Genomic DNA, 20,440 nt, shown 5'->3' with positions numbered 1-20,440 from the left:
TCCACCTGGATCTGGACCTGGCCACTAGATCTATTTTCCCACGGGGCTGGGGTTAATGATGAAAAATGATTGATTCAGCCCACAGAGACTCGCTCCACTGGGCCAAAGGCATGATTCCTCTCGATTTCACCAGTCCCAAAACCTTTCCATCTGACCGCTGACAACGGGCAACTAAAAGCCCACCCGTTCAACCGCCGTTCTTGTGATCCAGCATTCTTTCCATGGAAAAGAGTCGGTCCAGGATATCCGATGACAGGATACCCAAATGGGAAAGGTCATTCCTTACATTATATGCAACTTTAAAGAGGTCATCGTCTTTCCCACTGAATGGACTGATTCCCTCGCCACGGAGAAAGTGCTGGAGATGGCGGAGCTCCATGTCCTGCGGCACTTCGAGACGATTGCCAAAATCGTCATCAGCAGGAAGGCATCGGACAATGGTATCCTCATATTTTTTTATGATGTAACGGCGAAATTTCTCGGTAATAGGGAGTACGAACCGTATCTGGGCCTCCCAGATGGCTTCCTGTATCCTGTCATCGGAAAGGAGCTTTCCCGATTCCTCTTTTCCTTTATAGCAGGAAACGGGGTCCGCATAAAGGCTGTATCCTGCAAGGCGGGCAGCCAGTCGGCTGTCCAGGCCCACAAGGTTGGAAACGAGTTGGGCAATGTAAGCGCCTTTGGAGTCCTCCGTTTCGAAGGGTCCCAGGCAATGGAGTGCAAAAAACTGGATGTCGTAGGAAGAGACGAATTCTTCAAGCCTCACGGTTTTACAGATATCAGTATCCGGAGGATTGGATGAGAGGAAAATCATGGACCCATTCCCTGCTTCTGAAACCTTGCTGAATCCATCTATCACTTTTTTTATCCATTCCGGAAAGCCCTCCGGGATGGTAACCTGGAGAATACGGTGAGCAAGGATGCCGCTCTTAATGATATCGCCGTAGGGATCCAGGAACCCCGGGGTGCATCGAGGCCCCAGTTCCCGGACAAGGGCAGCCAGGAAATCGGTGGAAGAAGCGCAGCCTGCTGTGTCCATCACCGTAAAGGTGAGGGAACTGTCCGATCGAAGAAGGCGGTCCCTGAGGATCTGGAAAAATGTGGTATCCACATCTTCCATCTGCAAAAGGACACATTTCCCGTTACGGATAAGACTTTCCACCTGCTTCAGATATTCCTTCGGGCCGGAAACCTTACGCCACCAGGTCTCCCCTTCCTCTGTATCCCATTTATTCATCTGCATAATTCTCCAACTCCCTCTCAATCTTCTCCGTGCCACCCATCATACTGTAGAAACTGTAGCGATTGAAAAGATATCCCCCTTCCTCATCTTTTCGGAAAATATTCAGTTCCTCCATCTCGTCCATCAGGGCTTCCAGATTTTCCAGGGAAAGATTTGTAAGCCGGGAAATACCATAAACCACAGCTACATTCCGGATATCATCGGGCTTGTAATTTTGCTTTGGCTGCCCATCCTCAAGGGCATAGCAATCCGCCATGGCCAGGGCAATAAGATAGTAATAGTCATCATCCCCCTCATCAACCCGGAGGGTAATCTGGAATTTCTTCTCTATATCCTCCAGAAAATCTTTATCCTCCAACAGGGTTTTCAGATATTTTTCGTCCAACACATAGGGCGGATTGTTGGCCGTATTAAAATCCTTCTTCCGATAGCTTTCCTTCACCGATTCTACAAGCTTCTTGCCATAGAACTGGATAAGCCCTGGGAAATAGTTCGTTTTCGAAAGTATGGTACTGATGATTTCCATGGAGGGAATTTCAAATCCCATGTAGCTCAGCGGCTTCAGGAGCAGCTCGCAGGCATCGGAAAAACTGAATGGTTTGATATTGATATGTTCCAACTGGCCATACACCGTATTACTGCCGAGCCGGTTTTTATCGAAACGGATAACATTATGGAGACCGGCCAGCACAAATTTGAAGCGGTTCTCCGAGTAATTCCGGATATCCCGCAGTACTTCGATGGGCTTATTCTTTTCCCGGTCCGCAGAGAGGAGGAACTGGTCCGCCTCATCGATGAGAAGCATAAGTTTGGAGACTTTCTTCTGGAAACGGCCGGTGAGAAGATCCTTCATCTGTTCACCGAAATCCTCCCAGGTCTCCGGTTCCGTCATAATGAGACCATTACGGGAGAGTTCACCGGCAATAGCATGCAGGGCCGCCTCCATATCCTTCCCCTTGATATCGAAATAGAAAGCATACATATCTTTTTCCGGATGGTGTTCCAGCAGGCTCACCTGTTTCAGGAGGATACTTTTTCCCAGCTGCCGGCCGCCATAGACCAGGGTAGGTCCGTTCATATCGCGTATTTTGGACAGTTCCGCCGTCCGCCCGATAAACATCTCCGGCGGGATAAATCCGGTGGAAATAAAGGGCTGCGCATTTCCAAAGGGCATAGCCAGCTCTATGGTCTTATTTCTGCGGTTCAACCGTTCATAGTCTGTGAGATAGAGGGCAAGAACCCGGTCAATGACGATAATGTTTCTCATATTATCATCCACTTTCATGGCCCTTGCCAGTTCCCGCCGTTCTGAAAGGGCCATAGCCCCATCAAAAATACAAATCGTTCCCGTTTCCGGCTGGATACCGCAATCCTGGATTTCATTGATGATTTCTTCCCAGGTCCGGCGGCCACTGATGGAAATGACCCGAAGCCCATGTTCAAAGATCCCGCTGCCAAAAGCTTTTATGGGATGGCGGTTTGTCTGGGACTCACCGGAACTTTCCGACCTGTCAAACCGTAGATGGTAGATAAACCGGTTATTTTCTCTTTTTTCCCGTTGGATATCATCTAAAGGCTGGGGATAGCCAAGATGATAAATGAGATTCGAAAGGCCAACAGTCCCATTCGAAATGAGCCGTACCCAGGAATTGACAAAATCAAGTTTTTCACGGCCCGCAGAATTCTTGCTGAGCTGGCTGTTGCTGGTATTATTCGAGCGAAGCCAATTGTCAAAGATGGAATTCAGCATGTACTTTCCATTTTTGGCGCACATGTCGTATAGGGGATTGTAATTCTTCGGTTTCAGGAACTTCATAAATTCGTTCGGATAGGAAACCACCATCTGACTGATTTCTGTCCGTTTTCCATCCTGGCACTGGCGCATGTAGTCTTCTGCCACACTGAGATTATTTTCAGAAAGGCATTTCTTAATCTGCCCAAGCACCGGGAAATCATCTTCTTTCCCCCCATTCTGGAGGAGCTTCTTTCTGAGCGTACGGAACTGGTTTTCCAGGGAGGCCCTGCGGGGTGCGGAATCCTGGCGGATCTTATCCATACAGGCCCTTTTGAAAAGCTCGATAAAACCGTAATTCTCTGTTTCCTTCAGATGCTTCGCCAGACGGTTAGCTGTTTCCATATAGAAATCCATCCGGTTCTTTTCCGTAATCTGGCCATAGTTGTAAGCCAGCTCCAGGCTGCTGCGAAAATCAGAAAGCTGCTCCTTCAGGTAAGCTTCCCCACTGACCTGGATTTCTTCCTCCGAAAGGCCCTCAAAAGCAGGCTTCCCGGAAAAAACAGAAATCAGCCGGGCACTTCCCATATCCCTTTCTCTCAGTGCCTGTTTTTCCGCTGTTTCCCAGGCTTCATCCGATGAAGGGACCAGATTTTCTGCAGTAATCTTCTCTATGTGTTTCCGTACCCTATCATAGAGATCCAGGGCAGGAATTCTGAAATCAAAGAGGAAAGGCAGGAAATGGCTATCCAGTTCAATAAACGTTGTCAGAAGGAAAGGCGCATAGAAAGGCCGCTGCTTCTTGTATCCCGGTGCTGTTTCTTCCCCTCGGCCGTCATTGGCGGAATGGGTTTCCTTAATCAGGGACTTCACCAGATAGCGAAGGGCGGCTATGCCGATTTCTTCCATTGGATTTTCCGAAGAAAGAGATTCCATTTCCCCCATGAGATCGGTACAGGTACTTTCCACCTGCTCCGCCTGTTTCCGCACCATATCCATATCCACCGGAGCCGAAGCCCCCATCTGCTCCAGTCGTTCCATGGCCAGTGCATATTTTCCAAAGCATTCCACCGTATCGGTAAGAAGATTCATAATTTTTTCGCGGCCTATGCCGATAAGGCGGCTGTTATTCTGTCTGTCCACATGGACCCCATTCCACAGGCTATCGATATAGTCGGAGATTTTATGGGGATCCATATGCTGGGAAAACTGCTCCGGTTCCATACCCAGACAGCCAGAAATGGGACCATCCATGAAGCGGCTGCAGAAATCAAGCAGCGGCTTATAGTCCTTCCGGTTAAAAGCATCATAACACCGGCGGCAGTCACTGTTCTTGCCAAACATGACGTCGTAGGTCTTCTGGAGCCTCGGATGGTTATGCATTTTGCGCCGATTATTTTCTATCTTTTTATTCTGTTCGTTGATTTCCTTTCCATACTCCTCCAGGTCCTGCCGGAGACGGTCCATAGAATCATCGGTGTCTGCCAGGCAATTTCCAAGCCCCCGTTCATTTCTTCGGAGAAATGCAGCCAGCAGGTTCAGTACTTTTTTCAGACTTGTTAATTTTTGGAGTGCCTCGTTATCCCGGTCATCATTGATCTGGCGGATACGATTCTCCGACTGCCAGCGCCAGTTTTCATTGCGCCGGTCCGGATGGTAAAACGCCCGGAGCAGGGCAGCACTATTCAGGTAATCCCGGGCAGAACCGGCATCCACTTCCGGCACATCCAGGGAGCTGTCCCAGTAATCGAAGGAATCCCGCCCCTCTGAAATCCGGCTATACAGAGGGTCCACCAGGGCATAAGAAAGCTCAGCCTCCAGATCCCGAATCCACTCCCGTTCATTAGCCTGCCGCAGGCTGTGAATCAGCAGCATGGCCTCCGCCCAATGGTGGGCCTTCATCTGGGAGGCAGTCAATTCGATCGCTTCTTCAGGAGGAATTACTCTAACCGCAGAGGAAAAAGGAATGCCCCTGTTCTCCTTCTCCTTTTCCGTCCCGGCAGTTACAGCATCAGCCTGTGCCTTGACAGTTGCAGGCTCTGATTTTTGGACGACTCTGTCTTCCTGCTGTCTTGTTTCATGGGAGGTTCTATTATCTGTTTTCTGGGGTTCCTCCATCTTCAGGACAGTATCATTGACGGGCCGATTTTCCTCTTTGCCCATCGTTCTCTGTTCACCATGTACGTCAGCCTGCGGTATCGGCTTTTCTTCCTTTTCCTCTATTTCAGGATCTGCAGAATTCTCGGATTTCTTTTCTGACGGACGATTCTCCGGATTTTTGGATACATCCTTTTCCCCGGCTTCTGAGGAAGAATGTTCCTCCGGAAGTCCGGTTTTATCATGCTCATCCGGTCCCGATGGACCCGTCAGGAAATAGAGCACCTGAAATGGCTGTTCCTTTCCCTCCCTGTCCATCAGCCGATAGTGTCTGGCTTCCGGCCCGGTTTCGAGGAAATAGAACCGTTCGAATCCCATATCCACGGCCCTGTCAGTCCATTCGCTGATTTCATCAGCAGAAGAAATCATGACAACCAGTACCAGCGGCGGTTCCGTTTTTTCTCCGGATGACTTCTCCTGTTCTACGTTCCCACCCTTTGCCTTCCCGGCTTTCACTTCCTTCATGATTTCATCGGTCAACTTTTTGCTATTGACTGAATCTATAAAAAGCAGGTTCAGGATGCCTTTCTCATCTTTCCCTTCCATCGTCAGAAATCCGTGCACATCTCCAATGCCTTCCCTGCCGTAATAAATATGATGACTCTTACTCAGATTTTCACGAACGAAATACACCCCTTTCATGACCTGGAAATCCTTAAAACAATGGTAATAATCAGAAGGTTCATTCAGACTGACTTTACTATTTTTTTTGAAAAACCATTTATTCACGGAATCCTGGTGAAGTACAGGCCACAGCTCCGGATTGATGACATAAGCCTCATCGCTGCCCCCCGTAAGCCGGGCAATGCAGCCTGAATCATAGAGCCTCTCCAAAGCCTCCGGCACCAGGGCACGGAAGGGGGAAGCCGGATCGATTCCCGGATCACCGACATACCAGTCCGGAAGAATCAAAGCCTTCACCTGTAGCTCTCTGAGCAGGATCTTGGCTGTTACACCCAGACCTTTCATATTCCGAAAAGTAGAAATAAATTTCGTTGCTTTTTTTAGTTTCGGACGCAGTTCCTTTTTCTCCAAAAGATCTTCAGCTTTCGATGCTTCCTCTTTTTTTACATTTTCCACTGCCTCAGCGGGAATCTGTTTCTGCTTTTCTGTTGCAGGGACAGGCTTTTCCTCACTTGGATGGGTCTCCCTCGGTGTTTTATCTACCGCCGCAGCCCTTTCCGTTTCTGTCTTCTCCCCTGCATTTTCCTTTTCCCTCCGCAGGATCAGATGCTGCATCAGGGCATAACCGATGGTGGTGCTGAAAGATCGGCAGATTTCATTGAAAAGGTCCAGGGAAGGACCCTCAGGAGCCGCCGCAGAGAGAAGCTTTTTCATAGCCAGGATACGGTCTTTATGATTCTTGAAATGATCCATATCCCCCAGGATAGCGGCTGCTTCCTTCCTGATTTTTTCCAGTTCCTCTGCGATTTTTCGGTCTTCCCCCTTATAGGAAAGGGCAAGGACATCCTTAAGGATATCGGAAAGAGAAGCGGCCTCCGCTTTTTCTTCCTGTGCCTTTTTCCAGGAAACAAGGAAATTCCCGATCTCAGACATGGAAGCAGGCGGTTTCATTCCCATACCTGCCAGGGTAAAGAGGAGCTTGGCCTGGGCATTTTTCAAATCGTTAGATGTCTCAGCCAGATGGTCCAGTAAATCCCCATCAAAAAGCTTCTCATCCGCAATCACATCCAGAAGGTGCTTAGAGCATTTTCCTGTCTCCTGCCGCAGTTTCTTTATCTGGTCATATAGTGCAAATACATCGTTTGGTTCGTTCATTCCCATTTCATCCGCCATACCTGATCCTCCTCTGTAAATCAAAAATCAATCCATCCAAGTCCGGCTCATAGGATTTCCTGCCCTCAATCCCGGTCTTCCGAAATAAAATGGGCATCAAGGACTGCATTAATCCAGTCGTAATTCTCCCTGTCCCTTACAGGATAAGCAAAATACAGACTGGCATAGACTTTCGTACCAAAGAATTTTTTCTTATAATACACATTGCCATTCTTTATGCCCGACGTGACATACCAGTTCCCGCCCCGAGCCTTATAGGTAATCGTGGGATCCGTTTCACGGCCATAGGCATCATCGATGTTTTGTCCAGGGATCATGTAGGAACCGCTGACACTCAAGACTACACTGCCATCCCTGCTTTTAAAGGTACAGCCGTCACCATTGGCAGGAAGATAAGCCTTTTCCATAAAATCAGGCACCCAGGTATGAATATGAAACCGGCCGTTACTGTATCTATGAAACTGATCAGAATCCGTAAACCCATTAGCTACCGACCGGGCAGGCAGTATCCGTCCTTTGTAACTGCTGTATCCGCCGCGGGGAGCCTGGAATTCATCCAGGGTCTTGGTATAAGTCTTCACATAGTTATCGCTATAGCGCCAGGAGGCAGTAAAAGAATAATAGGTCCCTGCCAGCATGACATCCATGTATTTGCGCTGGCTGTAAAAAGCAGCAAATAAACCTTCATATTGAACCGGATATGCCGCAGATTCATAAGCAGACCTGTAATCTTTAAGGGCATCATTATATTCCACAGCATCATTATACAGGTCAAGCCATTCATAAAAACCTTTGGGGCTTTGGTCTACTAAGCTGATATCCTTATCAATTTTAGAATACTGATTTGATAAGTTGAAATATAAACTATTCAGCTTCCGATAGGAATTTATGCTCTGCTCAAATACCTCCGGGTACCCCTTCGCAAAAGAATCCACAATCTCGCGAGGCACATCGGATGTATTAATCCATTTCAACTTTCCGTTTTGGATGATAAAATAGGCCCGCTCCGCTTTTTTATTTCCTTTGGAATTCTTATTCTTATAATCCAGCCAGGCAAGGTTATTTTTAGAATCCACCTTATAATCCACTTCCTGGAAAGCATCGGTCCCCTGGGTCTTAAAGAATTGCTTTTTTACCATTCCTACAGCATCGTCATGCCCCTGTGCTGCACAGCCGGAAAGAATCGCAATACCGGCAGCCAGCAGCATTCCGGATGCGATTCTTTTACAGTTATGTAGTATCATTTTTCTCCCCTTTTCCTGTTAATACAGTACTTTCATAGCTTATAATCCCCACATCTATGCCATGCTAAAAACTATAATAAATAGCATAAATCTATTTAATTAGTGGCTGTTTATTAACCTACTTTTTTCAAAATAGCATTTGCACCACCACCGGAGCAAAAATCCGGTCACCTTGCCAGTTTAGCCCCTTCGCAGCCTAGTCAATAAGCTCCATGTAGTGTTGGGAGCCAGCTTCCGGACCGCAATCTGCGAAATAGAGTAAAAAAAACGACCCAACTGGGACACTGAACAGGTTCCCAACGAAAACAGACATGCTAATGGAAGACAGCGTCGTCTCCGAGAGCTTAGTCATGATGAGCCCGGCTCCATAGCAGTGCTTGTCAAGGCTAAACACCCGCTCAACTTCGATCCTATCGACATTATCTTTGTATTCGGCCTTGGTTGTTTTAGGCTTGTTTTTTGGCGGTCTGCCAAGCTTTGGGCCTGACAGACGTATTCCGTGTTCTTCGCAGTACTTCCTGTTGGATCTGGTTCGGTAAATCTGGTCAGCAAGCACCCTCTCAGGATACCTGCCTGTGCGAGCCTTGTACCGCTCGATAGCATCAATAAGGAACCCGCCTTCGTTATACGGATCAAAGGATATCTTTTCCATGCGGGCATGGCCTTTCTCATCGATGCTGATGTCATATTTGGCCCCAAATTCAACAGGAGCCTTTGTTTTACCACGCACAATGGGACGGAGATAAGGCTGACTCAGACTCACAATACGATGATCGACGCGGTGCACCTTGTTGTCATACATGTACTTCTGCTGTTCATAAAGCTCTTTGATGGTCTCGTACATGGTCAGGTACTTCTCTGGCATTTCAAAGCCAGCGTCGAGATAAGCCTGAATGTATCGAAGATCCCGTTCAATGTTTCCCAGCTCGCGCCGTATTTGCATTCGCATTGCTTTAGCTGGACGCCTCTTCGCCTTGGCTATCCGGAGATAGTCTTTACGAGCTATTCTACGGTATGTTCTGGGCTTCTGCCAAGGATGATAGGTCTCATGGAAATAGTCAATCATCTCTTCAAGTTTTTCCCTCGCTTCGTTCAGGAGTGAAAAATCCTGTGGATACCGTATGTTTGAGGGGGAACAGGTCGCATCAGCAATCAATGTCCCGAAGTTAATGGAAGCATCTGCATTGGGGCCCGGTACAGTCTGGTCATTCTTGTGTTGAGCGGTGGGAGCTGCGCTTTCCAGAAACATCTCGTTGATCTTCATGATAAATTCTGCAGTGAAGCGCTTGCGGAAAGAGACCAGAGCCGGGAAACTGAAGGGACACTTATGCTGAAACTCCTCAAGTCCCAGAAAGTACTGATAATATGGGTTTTCAGTAATCAGCTGGCAGACCTTGCGATCCGATGCTCCCGTGTACTTCTGGATGATGTAGGCGCCAAATGCAATGCGAAATGGAATGCCTGGGCGGCCTGTGTGGGATGGAAATAAAGCGGCATACAGTTTTTCATACCGTTTCCAATCCAGGCTATCCGCCAGTTTGACCCACTGGTTTTCAGGATCAAGCTGAATGCCGGAGGCCTGATAGAATCCGAAAAGGGAAGTTTCACGAATTGCAGGTGTTATTTTATACATAATTGTGCTCCCAAATGCAAAGATAATTGCCTAGTGTGTCAAATACCTATGCACTTATTATAACATTATCATGTATAATAATCAGCATTCATTGTAGGAAATAGGCTATTTTAGTTTTTTAACACCCACTAATTATACCCTATCCATACTTTATAAAACCGTGTATGCCATAATAGTATAAAAAACGAAATAGCCTTGCCAAAATTAGATAGCATCCGGTCTCGCAACAGATGTCTGGTGGTCAGGACTTCAGCGGCGCCTCCATTCGCTAATCCCCGTCAAGTGAGATCGAGACTGAGACCGAGATTGAGAGAAACAGCGGCTCCGCCAATAATGGGGTCCTGACGACTCTGCACAAATACCGTGTCCTCTACAGTAGTCCCCTTCCATCGAGTAGGAGGCGGGCTTCGGCCCGCCGACCTCTCACACCACCGTACGTACCGTTCGGTATACGGCGGTTCTTTAGTTTTCGCATTCCTGCTTATGCAAGTCTGCGATGATGTTGTTGTTTTCAGCAATCCTCACATGGATGGGCACTCCGGCATATCCTTGCTGTTCTGCAGCTGCTTTCTGCCAGTAGTCTTCTTTCTGAAGTTGTCTGCCTTTAAGCCCATGGTTGGTTACTTTCATTGACTAACATCTCCTAAAGTTCGGCCCTTCCCAGATGCCTATGAGCCATCTGGTACTATGGCCTCTGCTGACTTCTCACGGCAAATCTTATTTCAACCACAGCACAGCCCAGTAAATACAGCCTTATTCTGCTGTGTCCGTGAGACCTCCCCAGGTAAGAACGCACTCTTTCTCTCCATATATCCGCCACATGTACTCTACAGGATTCCGTACAGCTATGGGATTTCAGTTTGTCGAGCAACCTTATCCATCCTGCCGTAGCCTTATGTGGTTCTTGTACATCGGACCGGAGATTTGCCTGCACCTTCCTTCAGATTCCACCTCACGATGGACACCCTTGGTGTTCGGCTATGACCTTCCCGCTGTCGGGCGGTCTAGGGACTTTCACCCTTAAGAGTGCGCCCATGCTGGGCACACATCGAGTAGGAGGCGGGCTTCGGCCCGCCGACCTCTCACACCACCGTACGTACCGTTCGGTATACGGCGGTTCTTTAGTTTTCGCATTCCTGCTTATGCAAGTCTGCGATGATGTTGTTGTGTTCAGCAATCCTCACATGGATGGGCACTCCGGCATATCCTTGCTGTTCCGCAGCTGCTTTCTGCCAGTAGTCTTCTTTCTGAAGTTGTCTGCCTTTAAGCCCATGGTTGGTTACTTTCATTGACTAACATCTCCTAAAGTTCGGCCCTTCCCAGATGCCTATGAGCCATCTGGTACTATGGCCTCTGCTGACTTCTCACGGCAAATCTTATTTCAACCACAGCACAGCCCAGTAAATACAGCCTTATTCTGCTGTGTCCGTGAGACCTCCCCAGGTAAGAACGCACTCTTTCTCTCCATATATCCGCCACATGTACTCTGCAGGATTCCGTACAGCTATGGGATTTCAGTTTGTCGAGCAACCTTATCCATCCTGCCGTAGCCTTATGTGGTTCTTGTACATCGGACCGGAGATTTGCCTGCACCTTCCTTCAGATTCCACCTCACGATGGACACCCTTGGTGTTCGGCTATGACCTTCCCGCTGTCGGGCGGTCTAGGGACTTTCACCCTTAAGAGTGCGCCCATGCTGGGCACGCTCGAGATGCAGCAGTCCTGCAGAGGACTGCTGAGCCGGGCCCACGTTGGCGCTTATACTGCCCATAAAAGCGCCTTCCTTTCAGGGCCCGGCCGACCGAGTTAAGGTTGTATGCATTTTGCGGCGAAAGCCGCCGATGGAATTTTGCAGGAAGCGCCGCAGGCGAACCAGCTTTCCTGGCTGCTAGCAGCTAAAAGCTAAAAGCCCCCATCCGTTCACACGCGCAGCCAGCCATAAAACCGCCGCTTCGCGGCCACCCCTCCACCACTACGTGGTCCCCCGATCGCCTTCGCGATGAAAGTGTCTCACTGGATTTTCGCTCGCTACGCTCCCTACAAATCCAGTTCGCTTACTTTTCCCCTCTAAAGAGGGGAGGTTGATGGGTGCCTTTATCGGCGAAGCCGCGGGACCTCAACTCTCAACTCTCAATTCTCAAATCTAAAAAAGTACGGCCCAAAACCAAGCCGTACTTTTTGTATGTCCTATGTATTCCCCTCAATGCAGATCCTGCAAGGAATCCCGGAATTCGTTGATGTAGTCCAGGGAGGATCCGGCGCCTACTGCGTTTACGTAGGATGGCCGTTCTGCCACGTGGGCGGGGACCCCGATGATGCGGGAGATCAGTTCGTCCAGTCCCGGGAGCTGGGATACGCCGCCGATGAGGATGATGCCGCTTTCCCTGATGGAGGCGAGGAGCGCCGGCGGGGTGCGCTGGAGCACGTCCCGGATGTTCCGGAAGATTTTGTAGAGTATGGGGTTCAGTGCGTTGGCGATGTCTTCGCCGGTAACCGCCATTTTCACCGGAAGCCCCGATACGATGGAGAGGCCGCTGGTCTCTGCTACCCGCGGTGCCCTGTCCAGGTCCCAGGCGGCGCCCAGGGCGATTTTCAAATTTTCCGCTTCTCTCCTGCCGATGCGGATGTGGTACTTGTCCCGCACCCAGTTCAGGATGGCTTGGTCCATTTCATTGCCGGACTCCGTGGAGAAGTGGCTCACCACCACGCCCCGTTTGGAGACCACGGAAATCTTGGTGGATCCGCCGCCGATGTCCACGATCATGGTGCCCTCTTTCTGGTGGTTTTCAAGGCCCATGCCCATCATGGCCGCCAGTGGCTGGTCGATGAGCACGGTCTTCCTGGCGCCCACCGCCACCGCCGCTTCCAGGAGGGCCCGGCGCTGCACGCTGTCTATGCCGCAGGGAACGCACATCATGAGTCGGGGATGGAAGAAGAGGCCCCTCAGGTAGGACCGGTTCACGATGGAATTCAGAAGGAAGGCGGTGCCCGTATAGTCTACGATGGCGCTTTTCTTCATGGGATGGATGATTTTGATTTCAGGAGGCGTCTTCCCCTCCATTTCCTCTGCCTTTGTGCCGTAGGCAAAGTATTCGTGGCTGATTTCGCTTTGGGCAATGACAGAGGCTTCGGGAAATACGAGGCCCTTGTGTTTGATGAAGACCACGATGTTGGATGTCCCCATATCTACACCGATGTCTTCAGAGCCGAAGGAGCCCAGCCAGTCCGCCAGGGAGCCCTGGCCGGTGCGGGGGAGCTTCTTTCCGCTCTTTTTCTTAGTCCCTGTCGACTCTGTCAATGTCTGCTCCTAACCCCTGCAGTTTTTCTACAAGATGATCATAGCCACGGTCGATGTGATGAAGTTCGCCGACTTCCGTTTCTCCGTGGGCAGCAAGGCCGGCAATGGTGAGGGCAGCGCCGGCGCGGAGATCCGTGGCTCTGACGAAGGCGCCGTTCAGGAACGGTACCCCCTGTACGATGGCGCAGCGGCCTTCCACCTGGATGGAGGCACCCATGCGCTGCAGTTCGCCTACGTGCATGAAGCGGTTTTCAAAGACCGTCTCCGTAATGCGGCTGATGCCGTTGCCGATGGTCATGAGGGCCATGAACTGGGCCTGGAGGTCCGTAGGAAATCCGGGGTACGGCAGGGTCTTGATGTCGGTGGACCGGATGTGTCCATCGCTGATGACGCGGACGCTGTCGATGTCCTTGATCACCTTCACCCCGGCTTCGTTCAGTTTCGCCAGGAGGGGCTTCAGGTGTTCCGTGAGGACATTGTCCACCACCACGTCGCCGCCTACCATGGCTGCGGCGATCATGAAGGTGCCCGCTTCAATGCGGTCCGGAATGACGGTGTGAGAAACGCCCTGCAGTTCCTTCACACCCTCTACGCGGATGATATTGGTGCCGGCGCCTTTGATATTGGCGCCCATGGAATTCAGGAAGGTCACGAGGTCCACGATTTCCGGTTCTTCCGCCGCATTTTCAATGATGGTGCGGCCTTCGGCAGTGGCAGCGGCCATGAGAATGTTTTCTGTAGCGCCGACGCTGGGGAAATCGAGGTAAATGGTGGTCCCTTTGAGTCCGTGGGGTGCATAGCCTTCCACGAATCCATTGCCCACGTTGATTTCTGCGCCCATGGCTTCGAAGGCCTTCAGGTGCAGGTCAATGGGTCGGCTGCCGATCATGCAGCCCCCGGGAAGGGCAATCTTCGCATGGCCCATCTTTGCCAGGAGGGGTCCCATGATGAGGAAGGAGGCCCGCATTTTACTCATGAGTTCATAGTATGCTTCCGTCTTGTCCAGCATGGAGGCATCGAAGGTGAGGACGTTGTCCTGTCTTGTCACCTTCACTCCCAGGGATTCAAGAACGCTGCAGATGGTGGTCACGTCGTCCAGATTCGGCGCATCCACAATGGATGCGGGGGTATTGGGCAGAAGGGTAGCCACGATGATAGGAAGTACTGCATTTTTAGCGCTGGAAACACGGACATGGCCATGAAGGGGCCGTCCGCCATGAATGACTAATTTTTCCAAAAGGAATCACTCCTGTTAAGTAAAACTACAAAGGGTTATGGTTTATTGTTGATTTTCTTCTTTTATAGTCTAAAGAGAGTGGGTGTAAGGTCGAAATCGAGATCGAGGGCACCAGCGGCTTCGCCGCGGTTCTCATGGCTGGCCGTGCGTGTGAACGTACGGGAGCTTCCAGCTGTCAGTTTCCAGCTTTCAGGAAAGCTCCACAGCCTGCGGCATGAAAGGTTAGCCAGATGGATGAGAAGCACCGTATACAAATGCCCTGTCTCACCTTATGGGTGAGATGTCAGCGAAGCTGACAGAGGGGGACATTTGCCGCAGAGCGGCTGACCAGCTTTCCTGGCTGCTAACAGCTAGAAGCTGGCAGCCCCGCTCCTGATGACTCTACCCACCAAACGACTGGACCGGCGAATCAGCCTTTTCCCACTCTTATCATAAAATTCGAATCATACGTATCATAGCAAAAAAACTATATGATTTCAAGGATTATTGCTCCAGGCTTGCGGTGACCCGTCTCACGCTTTCCGAATCCCCTAAAATAACCAGCATATCGTCGGCGGCCATCTGCATTTCCGGATGGGGGTTGACGTACATTTCCCCTTTCCTCTTGATGGCTACCACGGTGATGTTGTACTTCTTGCGGACATCCAGGGCGAGAATGCTCTTCCCGATCCAGTCCTCCGGCACGTGGATGGAGAGGATGGTAATGTTGTTCTCCATTTCAATGTAATCCACGATGCCCGGGGAAATCAGGTTGTGCGCCACCCGGACTCCCATTTCCTTTTCGGAGTAAATGATCTTGTCCGCCCCGATTTTCTGGAGCATTTTGCCATGGATGGGGTCCAGGGCCTTCACCACGATTTTCTTGACCCCCATTTCCTTCAGGATCAGGGTGGTCATGAGGCTTGCCGACAGTTCCCCCACCGATACCACCGCCACGTCCGCATTGCCGGCGCCGATGGCGGCCAGGTTCTTTTCATCGGAGCAGTCTGCGCACACCACGTACCCCAGGGTGTCCGACAGGTCCTGCACCACATTTTCATCGATATCCATGGCCATCACGTCGTAACCCATTTTTTCCAGCGTCACTGCCACGCTCTTGCCGAACCGTCCCAAGCCGGCCACGAAAAACTGTAATTTCTGTGCCATCCCCAATAACCTCTATCCTATAACCACATTTTCCTTCGGATATTTAATAGAACTGTTGTGATGACGGGCAAAGGTAATCGCCAGCGTCATCACGCCGATACGGCCGATATACATGGCCACGATCAGCACCAGTTTGCAGGGGGTATTCCACTCCCCTGTGAGACCCATGCTGAATCCCACGGTACTGAAGGCGGATACCGCTTCGAAAAGGGCATCTTCAAAGGCGAAATCCGCGGGCTCCAGTACAAACACGAGAAAGGCCGTAACAAAGGTGAGCACCATGGCCAGGGTGAATACGTTGGACGCCTTCACCAGGCACTTGTTGTCCACCTGCTTATGGAAGAGCACCACTTCCCGCTTTCCCCGGACCCAGGAGTAAAGGGAAAGGAGCAGAAGGCCCATGGTGGTGGTGCGGATACCGCCGCCCGTGGAGACCGGCGCGGCACCGACGAACATGAACATCATGACGAAGAGCACCGTGGCGCTCATCATGGAGTGGATATCAAAGACCGTGAACCCCGCCAGCCGGGAAGAGACGGACATGAAGAAGGCGCTCTGCCATTTCCCGATGGGACTCATGGAACCCATGGTGGCAGGATTGTTTCCCTCCAGCAGGTAGAAAATAATAACCCCCAGGGGAATGAGTACCGCCTCCATGGTGAAGATGAATTTGCTGTTGAACGAAAGCTTCGACCACCGGCGGTTCCGGAGCACATCGTCCAGCGCCAGGAAGCCCACGCCCCCAAGGAACATGGTGATTTCGATGACCGTACTGACGAAGGTATCCGCCGCCATGCCCGCAAAGCCCACGTCGTTACCCATGATATCCATGCCGCAGTTCGTGAAGGCGGAAATGGCATGCCAGTAGCCCAGGTAAATGCCGATGGGACCGTACTTGAAATAAAGATAAATGGCAAGAAGCGTGCCGCTCACAAACTCCACCACAAAGGTCATGATGATGATTTTCTTCACCAGCATCACCATGCCCGAGGGCGTCTGGAGGTTGAAGGAGTCCCGGATGAGAAGCCGCTCCTGGAGCCGGATCTTCCGGCCCGTGGAAATACTGACCATGGCCATCATGGTCATAATGCCCAGGCCCCCGACCTGCATGAGAAACAGGATCACCAGCTGCCCGAAGACGGTGAAGTCGTTCTTCAGGTCAAACATGGACATGCCGGTGACGCTCACCGTGGACACGGACATGAAAAGGGCATCCACGAAACTGATCTCCCTGGTGCCGGACTGGGACAGGGGGAGCATAAGAAGCAGGGCGCCCAGCAGCATGAAGAGGGCAAAGCCTCCGCAGATCAGGACACCCCGGTGGATGCGGTTCAATAATTGGAAAATAACCTTAGTCATAGTTCCTCTTTTCATACACCCCGGCAGGCCAAAGCAATGCCTCGTGCTGTCGGATATATGTACTATTATACTATGAACGGCGTTCACGGTCGAGGGGTGGCAGGCTGTGACGGATGGCGGAGCGGCGTGTGAACGGGTGGGGGCTTCTAGCTTCTAGCTGCTAGCCACTAGGAAAGCTGGTCCGCCTGCGGCGCTCGTGTGGATAAACAGCGTGTGCCCAGGTGCAGGCATTGAGCCTTTAGCCTTGAGCCTTGAGCTGGTCAGGCCCTTCGGGCCGGGTGGTATATGGCTGAATGGCGTGCGAACAAGTGGAGGCTTCTAGCTTCTAGCTGCCAGCTTCCAGGAAGGCTGGTCCGCCTGCGGCGCTCGTGTGGATGAACAGGGTGTGAACGGGTGCAGGCATTGAGCCTTTAGCCTTGAGCTTTGAGCTGGTCAGGCCCTTCGGGCCGGGTGGTATATGGCTGAATGGCGTGCGAACAAGTGGAGGCTTCTAGCTTCTAGCTGCCAACTTCCAGGAAGGCTGGTCCGCCTGCGGCGCTCGTGTGGATGAACAGCGTGTGCCCAGGTGCAGGCATTGAGCCTTTAGCCTTGAGCTTTGAGCTTTGAGCTTTGAGCGGATCAGGCCCTTCGGGCCGGGTGGTATGTGGCTGGATAGCGTGCGAACAGGTGGGGCTTCTAGCTTCTAGCTGCTAGCTTCCAGGAAAGCTGGTCCGCCTGCGGCGAAGCCCCCAGGCCTCAACTCTCAATCGTACTCCCGAATCGTTCTCTTCCGCCGCGGATTGGTTCAGCTCGAAGCTCTTTCCGTTCGCACGCTGCCCATATGCCCGGCCCAATAAAAAGGAACTGCGGCAGGCAGGCCCTGTCCGCAGTTCCCTGTATGAAAATGAAATGGTTACTTTTCCTTCTTTTCCTTAGCTTCTGCTTCTTTCTGCTCCCGCATGTTGGAATGGAAAAGCTCTTCCGCCTCCGTGGCGGCGATGGCGCCCAGGATATCGTGGCGGGTAATGATGCCTACCAGCCGGGCCGGCGGCGTGATATCAGGATTGTCTACCTTCTTCTTTTCTACCACCGGCACCGTCTTCAGGTGTTCATCCACCATGAGGGTGGTCACCGTTTCCATATCGGTGTCCGGGGTGACGCAGCGTACATCCTTCGTCATGATTTCTGCTGCCGTGGTGGCAAGCAGTTTCCGGAAGGACTTTTCATACCGGCCGAATCCGCAGTAATAGAGGTTTCCTCCCAGCACATCCACGTACTGTGGAATCTTCGGGGTCACTTTCTTGTACAGGAGGTCCCCTTCCGATACGATACCAAGGAGTTCGTTATCGTCCCCCACCACCGGAATGGCGCTCACCGGATGGGTGCAGAAAAGCCCCACCAGCTGGTGCACCGTGACGTCCGGGGATACGGTAAACACATACTTGGTCATGAAATCTTTGACTTTCAGATGTTTCGACGGCATAGAAATCCCCCCTTCGGACAACTGCCATGGAATTCTGTATCTCTCTATCTATATTTTAACGGAATCGAAAGTCCGGTGCAAGGGAGAGGGTGAGGTCGAGATTGAGACCGAGATCGAGGGCACCAGCCGCTTCGCGGCGGCCAGGTCCTGTGACTGGATGTACGTGTGAGCGGGAAGTGTCTTGTGCCTTCAGCCTTGAGCTGGTCAGCAGCTTCGCAGAACTTACCTTAAAGGAAAGCAATATGCAAATCGTAGTGATTCCTTTCCCATAGGGTGAGCTGTCAGAAAAGCTGACTGAGGGGAGGATTTGCGGCAAAGCCGCGAGGCCTCAATTCTCTTACCTCAAATCTCAAATCTTAGCCCCGTCAGGGGCTGCCTCACAAATGATAGGGCTCGTGGCGGATGATTTTCATGGCCCGGTAGAGCTGTTCCGCCAGGATGAGCCGGGCCATCTGGTGGGTGAAGGTGAGGGCGCTGATGGAAATCATAAGGTTCGCCCGTTTCCGTATGTTTTCCCCATTCCCATAGGGGCCGCCAATCATGAAGAAGAAATGGCTCGTTCCTGCCACCATCCGTTTTTGGATGATATCTGCCAGGCCTTCCGAGGTCACCGGCTTCCCCTTAAGGTCCAGGAGTACGAGAAAATCGTCGTCCTTCAGGTATTTGAGGATTTTCTCCCCTTCCTTCTCCATTACTTTTTCCTTCAGCGCCGGCGACGGGTGGTCCGGCATTTTTTCTTCGTCGGGAGCTATGATTTCCACCTTCGCCATGGGAGTGAGGCGCTTCAGGTATTCATCGATGCCCTGGCGCATCCATTTTTCCTTGATTTTTCCGATGCAGAGGATGGTAAATTTCATTATTTATCGGACTCCGGAGCGGAAGCCAGGAGCACTTCGGTGGTCTTCCTGCTTCCATTGTGTTCATAGGTCAGCTGGATCCGGTCTCCCGGTTTGTGTCCGTCCAGGATATCCCGCATGCCCTTCACGGTGTCGAAGGTCTTGCCGTCGATGGCGGTGATGTAGTCGCCGGGCCGGATATCGGTGAGGGAGAGCGGGCTCCGGGAGGCAATCTTCATGACCAGGACGCCGCCGTCATGGTCCCAGTTGTACCCGTAGCGCTGGGCAATATCCTTGTCCGCCGCGTAGACGCCCAAATAAGCCCTCGTTACCTTGCCGTTGTCGATGAGCTGCTGGATAATGCCTTTGGCCGAGTTGATGGGGATGGCAAAGCCCATGCCCTCTACCCCTTCCTTGGCAATCTTGGCGCTGTTGATGCCTACCACCTTGCCGTCGGCGGTGACCAGGGCGCCACCGGAGTTGCCGGGGTTAATGGCCGCATCGGTCTGGATAAGCTTAAACCGCTGGTCAATATCGTCCAGGCTTCGGTTCAGGGCGCTGATGACGCCTACGGTGACGGTGCCCTGGAATTCAAGACCCAGGGGGTTGCCGATGGCAATGGCCGTCTCCCCCACCTGGAGGGCGTCGGAATCACCAAATTCCGCCACCGGCAAATCGTCGCTGCCGTCGATCTTCACCACCGCCAGGTCCGTGGAAGGGTCTGTCCCCACCACCTTGCCCGCCACGGTCTTCCCGTTGGACAGGCATACATTCACTTCTTTACTGCCGGACACCACGTGGTTATTGGTGACAATGTAGCCCTTCTTGTCGAAGAGCACGCCGGAGCCTACGCTCTGCCCCACTTCCACCCGGCGGTTGAACATATCCCGGTCATAGACCCTGGTGGTAATGCCTACGATGGCAGGACCCACTTCCTTCACCGCCTGCACCACCGCCGTATTCCGGACAGCCGGCAGGTCCTTCACTTCCTTATTCGTACTGCCGGGCATCTGGTAGGAAGAAGCGGCGCCCCCGTTTTTTGGGGAGTGGAATTCACCGAAATAACATCCGCCGGCGCCTCCGATGACCAGCATGGCCAGTGCCAGGGCAGCGATTTTCATACGGCCCTTATGGGAACCTTTTTCTGTCTGCTGCATGGATTCTCCATGCTCTTTCAGCTGTTTGTCCAAGTCTTCTCTGTCCATAACGGCACCTCATATCTTTCTCCGCAGGAGGCGGAATCATTTACTTTTAATTATCTTGATATTATAGCACAAATAGTGTGTTATGGCTCAG

At 51.6% G+C, this 20,440-nt stretch carries 13 protein-coding genes; all 13 read right to left on the bottom strand.

The window, feature by feature from the left end:
* Nucleotides 1-187 precede the first annotated feature (187 nt).
* Nucleotides 188-1,243, bottom strand: coding sequence for a hypothetical protein (locus ACFWUL_RS04895; RefSeq protein WP_416177967.1), 1,056 nt, complete (start codon nucleotides 1,241-1,243; stop codon nucleotides 188-190).
* Nucleotides 1,230-6,929 (bottom strand): AAA family ATPase, encoded by a 5,700-nt coding sequence (locus ACFWUL_RS04890; RefSeq protein ID WP_416177966.1) that lies wholly within the window; start codon nucleotides 6,927-6,929, stop codon nucleotides 1,230-1,232. Before ACFWUL_RS04890 ends, ACFWUL_RS04895 begins: the two co-directional genes overlap by 14 nt.
* A gap of 65 nt (nucleotides 6,930-6,994) precedes the next feature.
* Nucleotides 6,995-8,173: a hypothetical protein gene (locus tag ACFWUL_RS04885; protein WP_288803066.1), complete on the bottom strand. Its 1,179-nt coding sequence runs from the start codon at nucleotides 8,171-8,173 to the stop codon at nucleotides 6,995-6,997.
* A gap of 196 nt (nucleotides 8,174-8,369) precedes the next feature.
* Entirely contained in the window at nucleotides 8,370-9,806 is a 1,437-nt protein-coding gene (locus tag ACFWUL_RS04880; RefSeq protein ID WP_416176801.1) for an IS5 family transposase, read from the bottom strand.
* A 462-nt stretch (nucleotides 9,807-10,268) separates the two neighbouring features.
* On the bottom strand, nucleotides 10,269-10,436 hold the full coding sequence (locus tag ACFWUL_RS04875; protein ID WP_297041640.1) for a hypothetical protein: 168 nt from the start codon (nucleotides 10,434-10,436) through the stop codon (nucleotides 10,269-10,271).
* Nucleotides 10,437-10,927: 491 nt separating this feature from the next.
* Nucleotides 10,928-11,095 (bottom strand): hypothetical protein, encoded by a 168-nt coding sequence (locus ACFWUL_RS04870; RefSeq protein ID WP_273317580.1) that lies wholly within the window; start codon nucleotides 11,093-11,095, stop codon nucleotides 10,928-10,930.
* A 911-nt stretch (nucleotides 11,096-12,006) separates the two neighbouring features.
* Nucleotides 12,007-13,104, bottom strand: a complete 1,098-nt coding sequence (locus ACFWUL_RS04865; protein ID WP_416177965.1) for a rod shape-determining protein — start codon at nucleotides 13,102-13,104, stop codon at nucleotides 12,007-12,009.
* Complete coding sequence (gene murA / locus ACFWUL_RS04860; RefSeq protein WP_416177964.1) at nucleotides 13,082-14,341, bottom strand: UDP-N-acetylglucosamine 1-carboxyvinyltransferase; 1,260 nt, start codon at nucleotides 14,339-14,341, stop codon at nucleotides 13,082-13,084. The genes ACFWUL_RS04865 and murA overlap by 23 nt, the downstream gene beginning before the upstream one ends.
* A gap of 483 nt (nucleotides 14,342-14,824) precedes the next feature.
* Nucleotides 14,825-15,487, bottom strand: a complete 663-nt coding sequence (locus ACFWUL_RS04855; RefSeq protein ID WP_296097298.1) for a potassium channel family protein — start codon at nucleotides 15,485-15,487, stop codon at nucleotides 14,825-14,827.
* Between the two features lie 12 nt (nucleotides 15,488-15,499).
* On the bottom strand, nucleotides 15,500-16,846 hold the full coding sequence (locus ACFWUL_RS04850) for a TrkH family potassium uptake protein (RefSeq protein WP_416177963.1): 1,347 nt from the start codon (nucleotides 16,844-16,846) through the stop codon (nucleotides 15,500-15,502).
* An 892-nt stretch (nucleotides 16,847-17,738) separates the two neighbouring features.
* Nucleotides 17,739-18,308, bottom strand: a complete 570-nt coding sequence (locus ACFWUL_RS04845) for a CBS domain-containing protein (protein WP_416177962.1) — start codon at nucleotides 18,306-18,308, stop codon at nucleotides 17,739-17,741.
* 377 nt (nucleotides 18,309-18,685) lie between these two features.
* Nucleotides 18,686-19,165 (bottom strand): 23S rRNA (pseudouridine(1915)-N(3))-methyltransferase RlmH, encoded by a 480-nt coding sequence (gene rlmH / locus ACFWUL_RS04840; protein WP_416177961.1) that lies wholly within the window; start codon nucleotides 19,163-19,165, stop codon nucleotides 18,686-18,688.
* The gene (locus ACFWUL_RS04835; RefSeq protein WP_416178115.1) at nucleotides 19,165-20,301 is read right to left on the bottom strand and encodes a S1C family serine protease; all 1,137 of its coding nucleotides are present in this window, start codon (nucleotides 20,299-20,301) and stop codon (nucleotides 19,165-19,167) included. Before ACFWUL_RS04835 ends, rlmH begins: the two co-directional genes overlap by 1 nt.
* Nucleotides 20,302-20,440 lie beyond the last annotated feature (139 nt).

Source organism: Dialister sp. (assembly GCF_047832375.1).
In the GTDB taxonomy this organism is placed as follows: domain Bacteria; phylum Bacillota; class Negativicutes; order Veillonellales; family Dialisteraceae; genus Dialister.
Note: the sequence above shows the minus strand (reverse complement) of the source record. Positions and strands in the feature narration are given on the sequence as shown.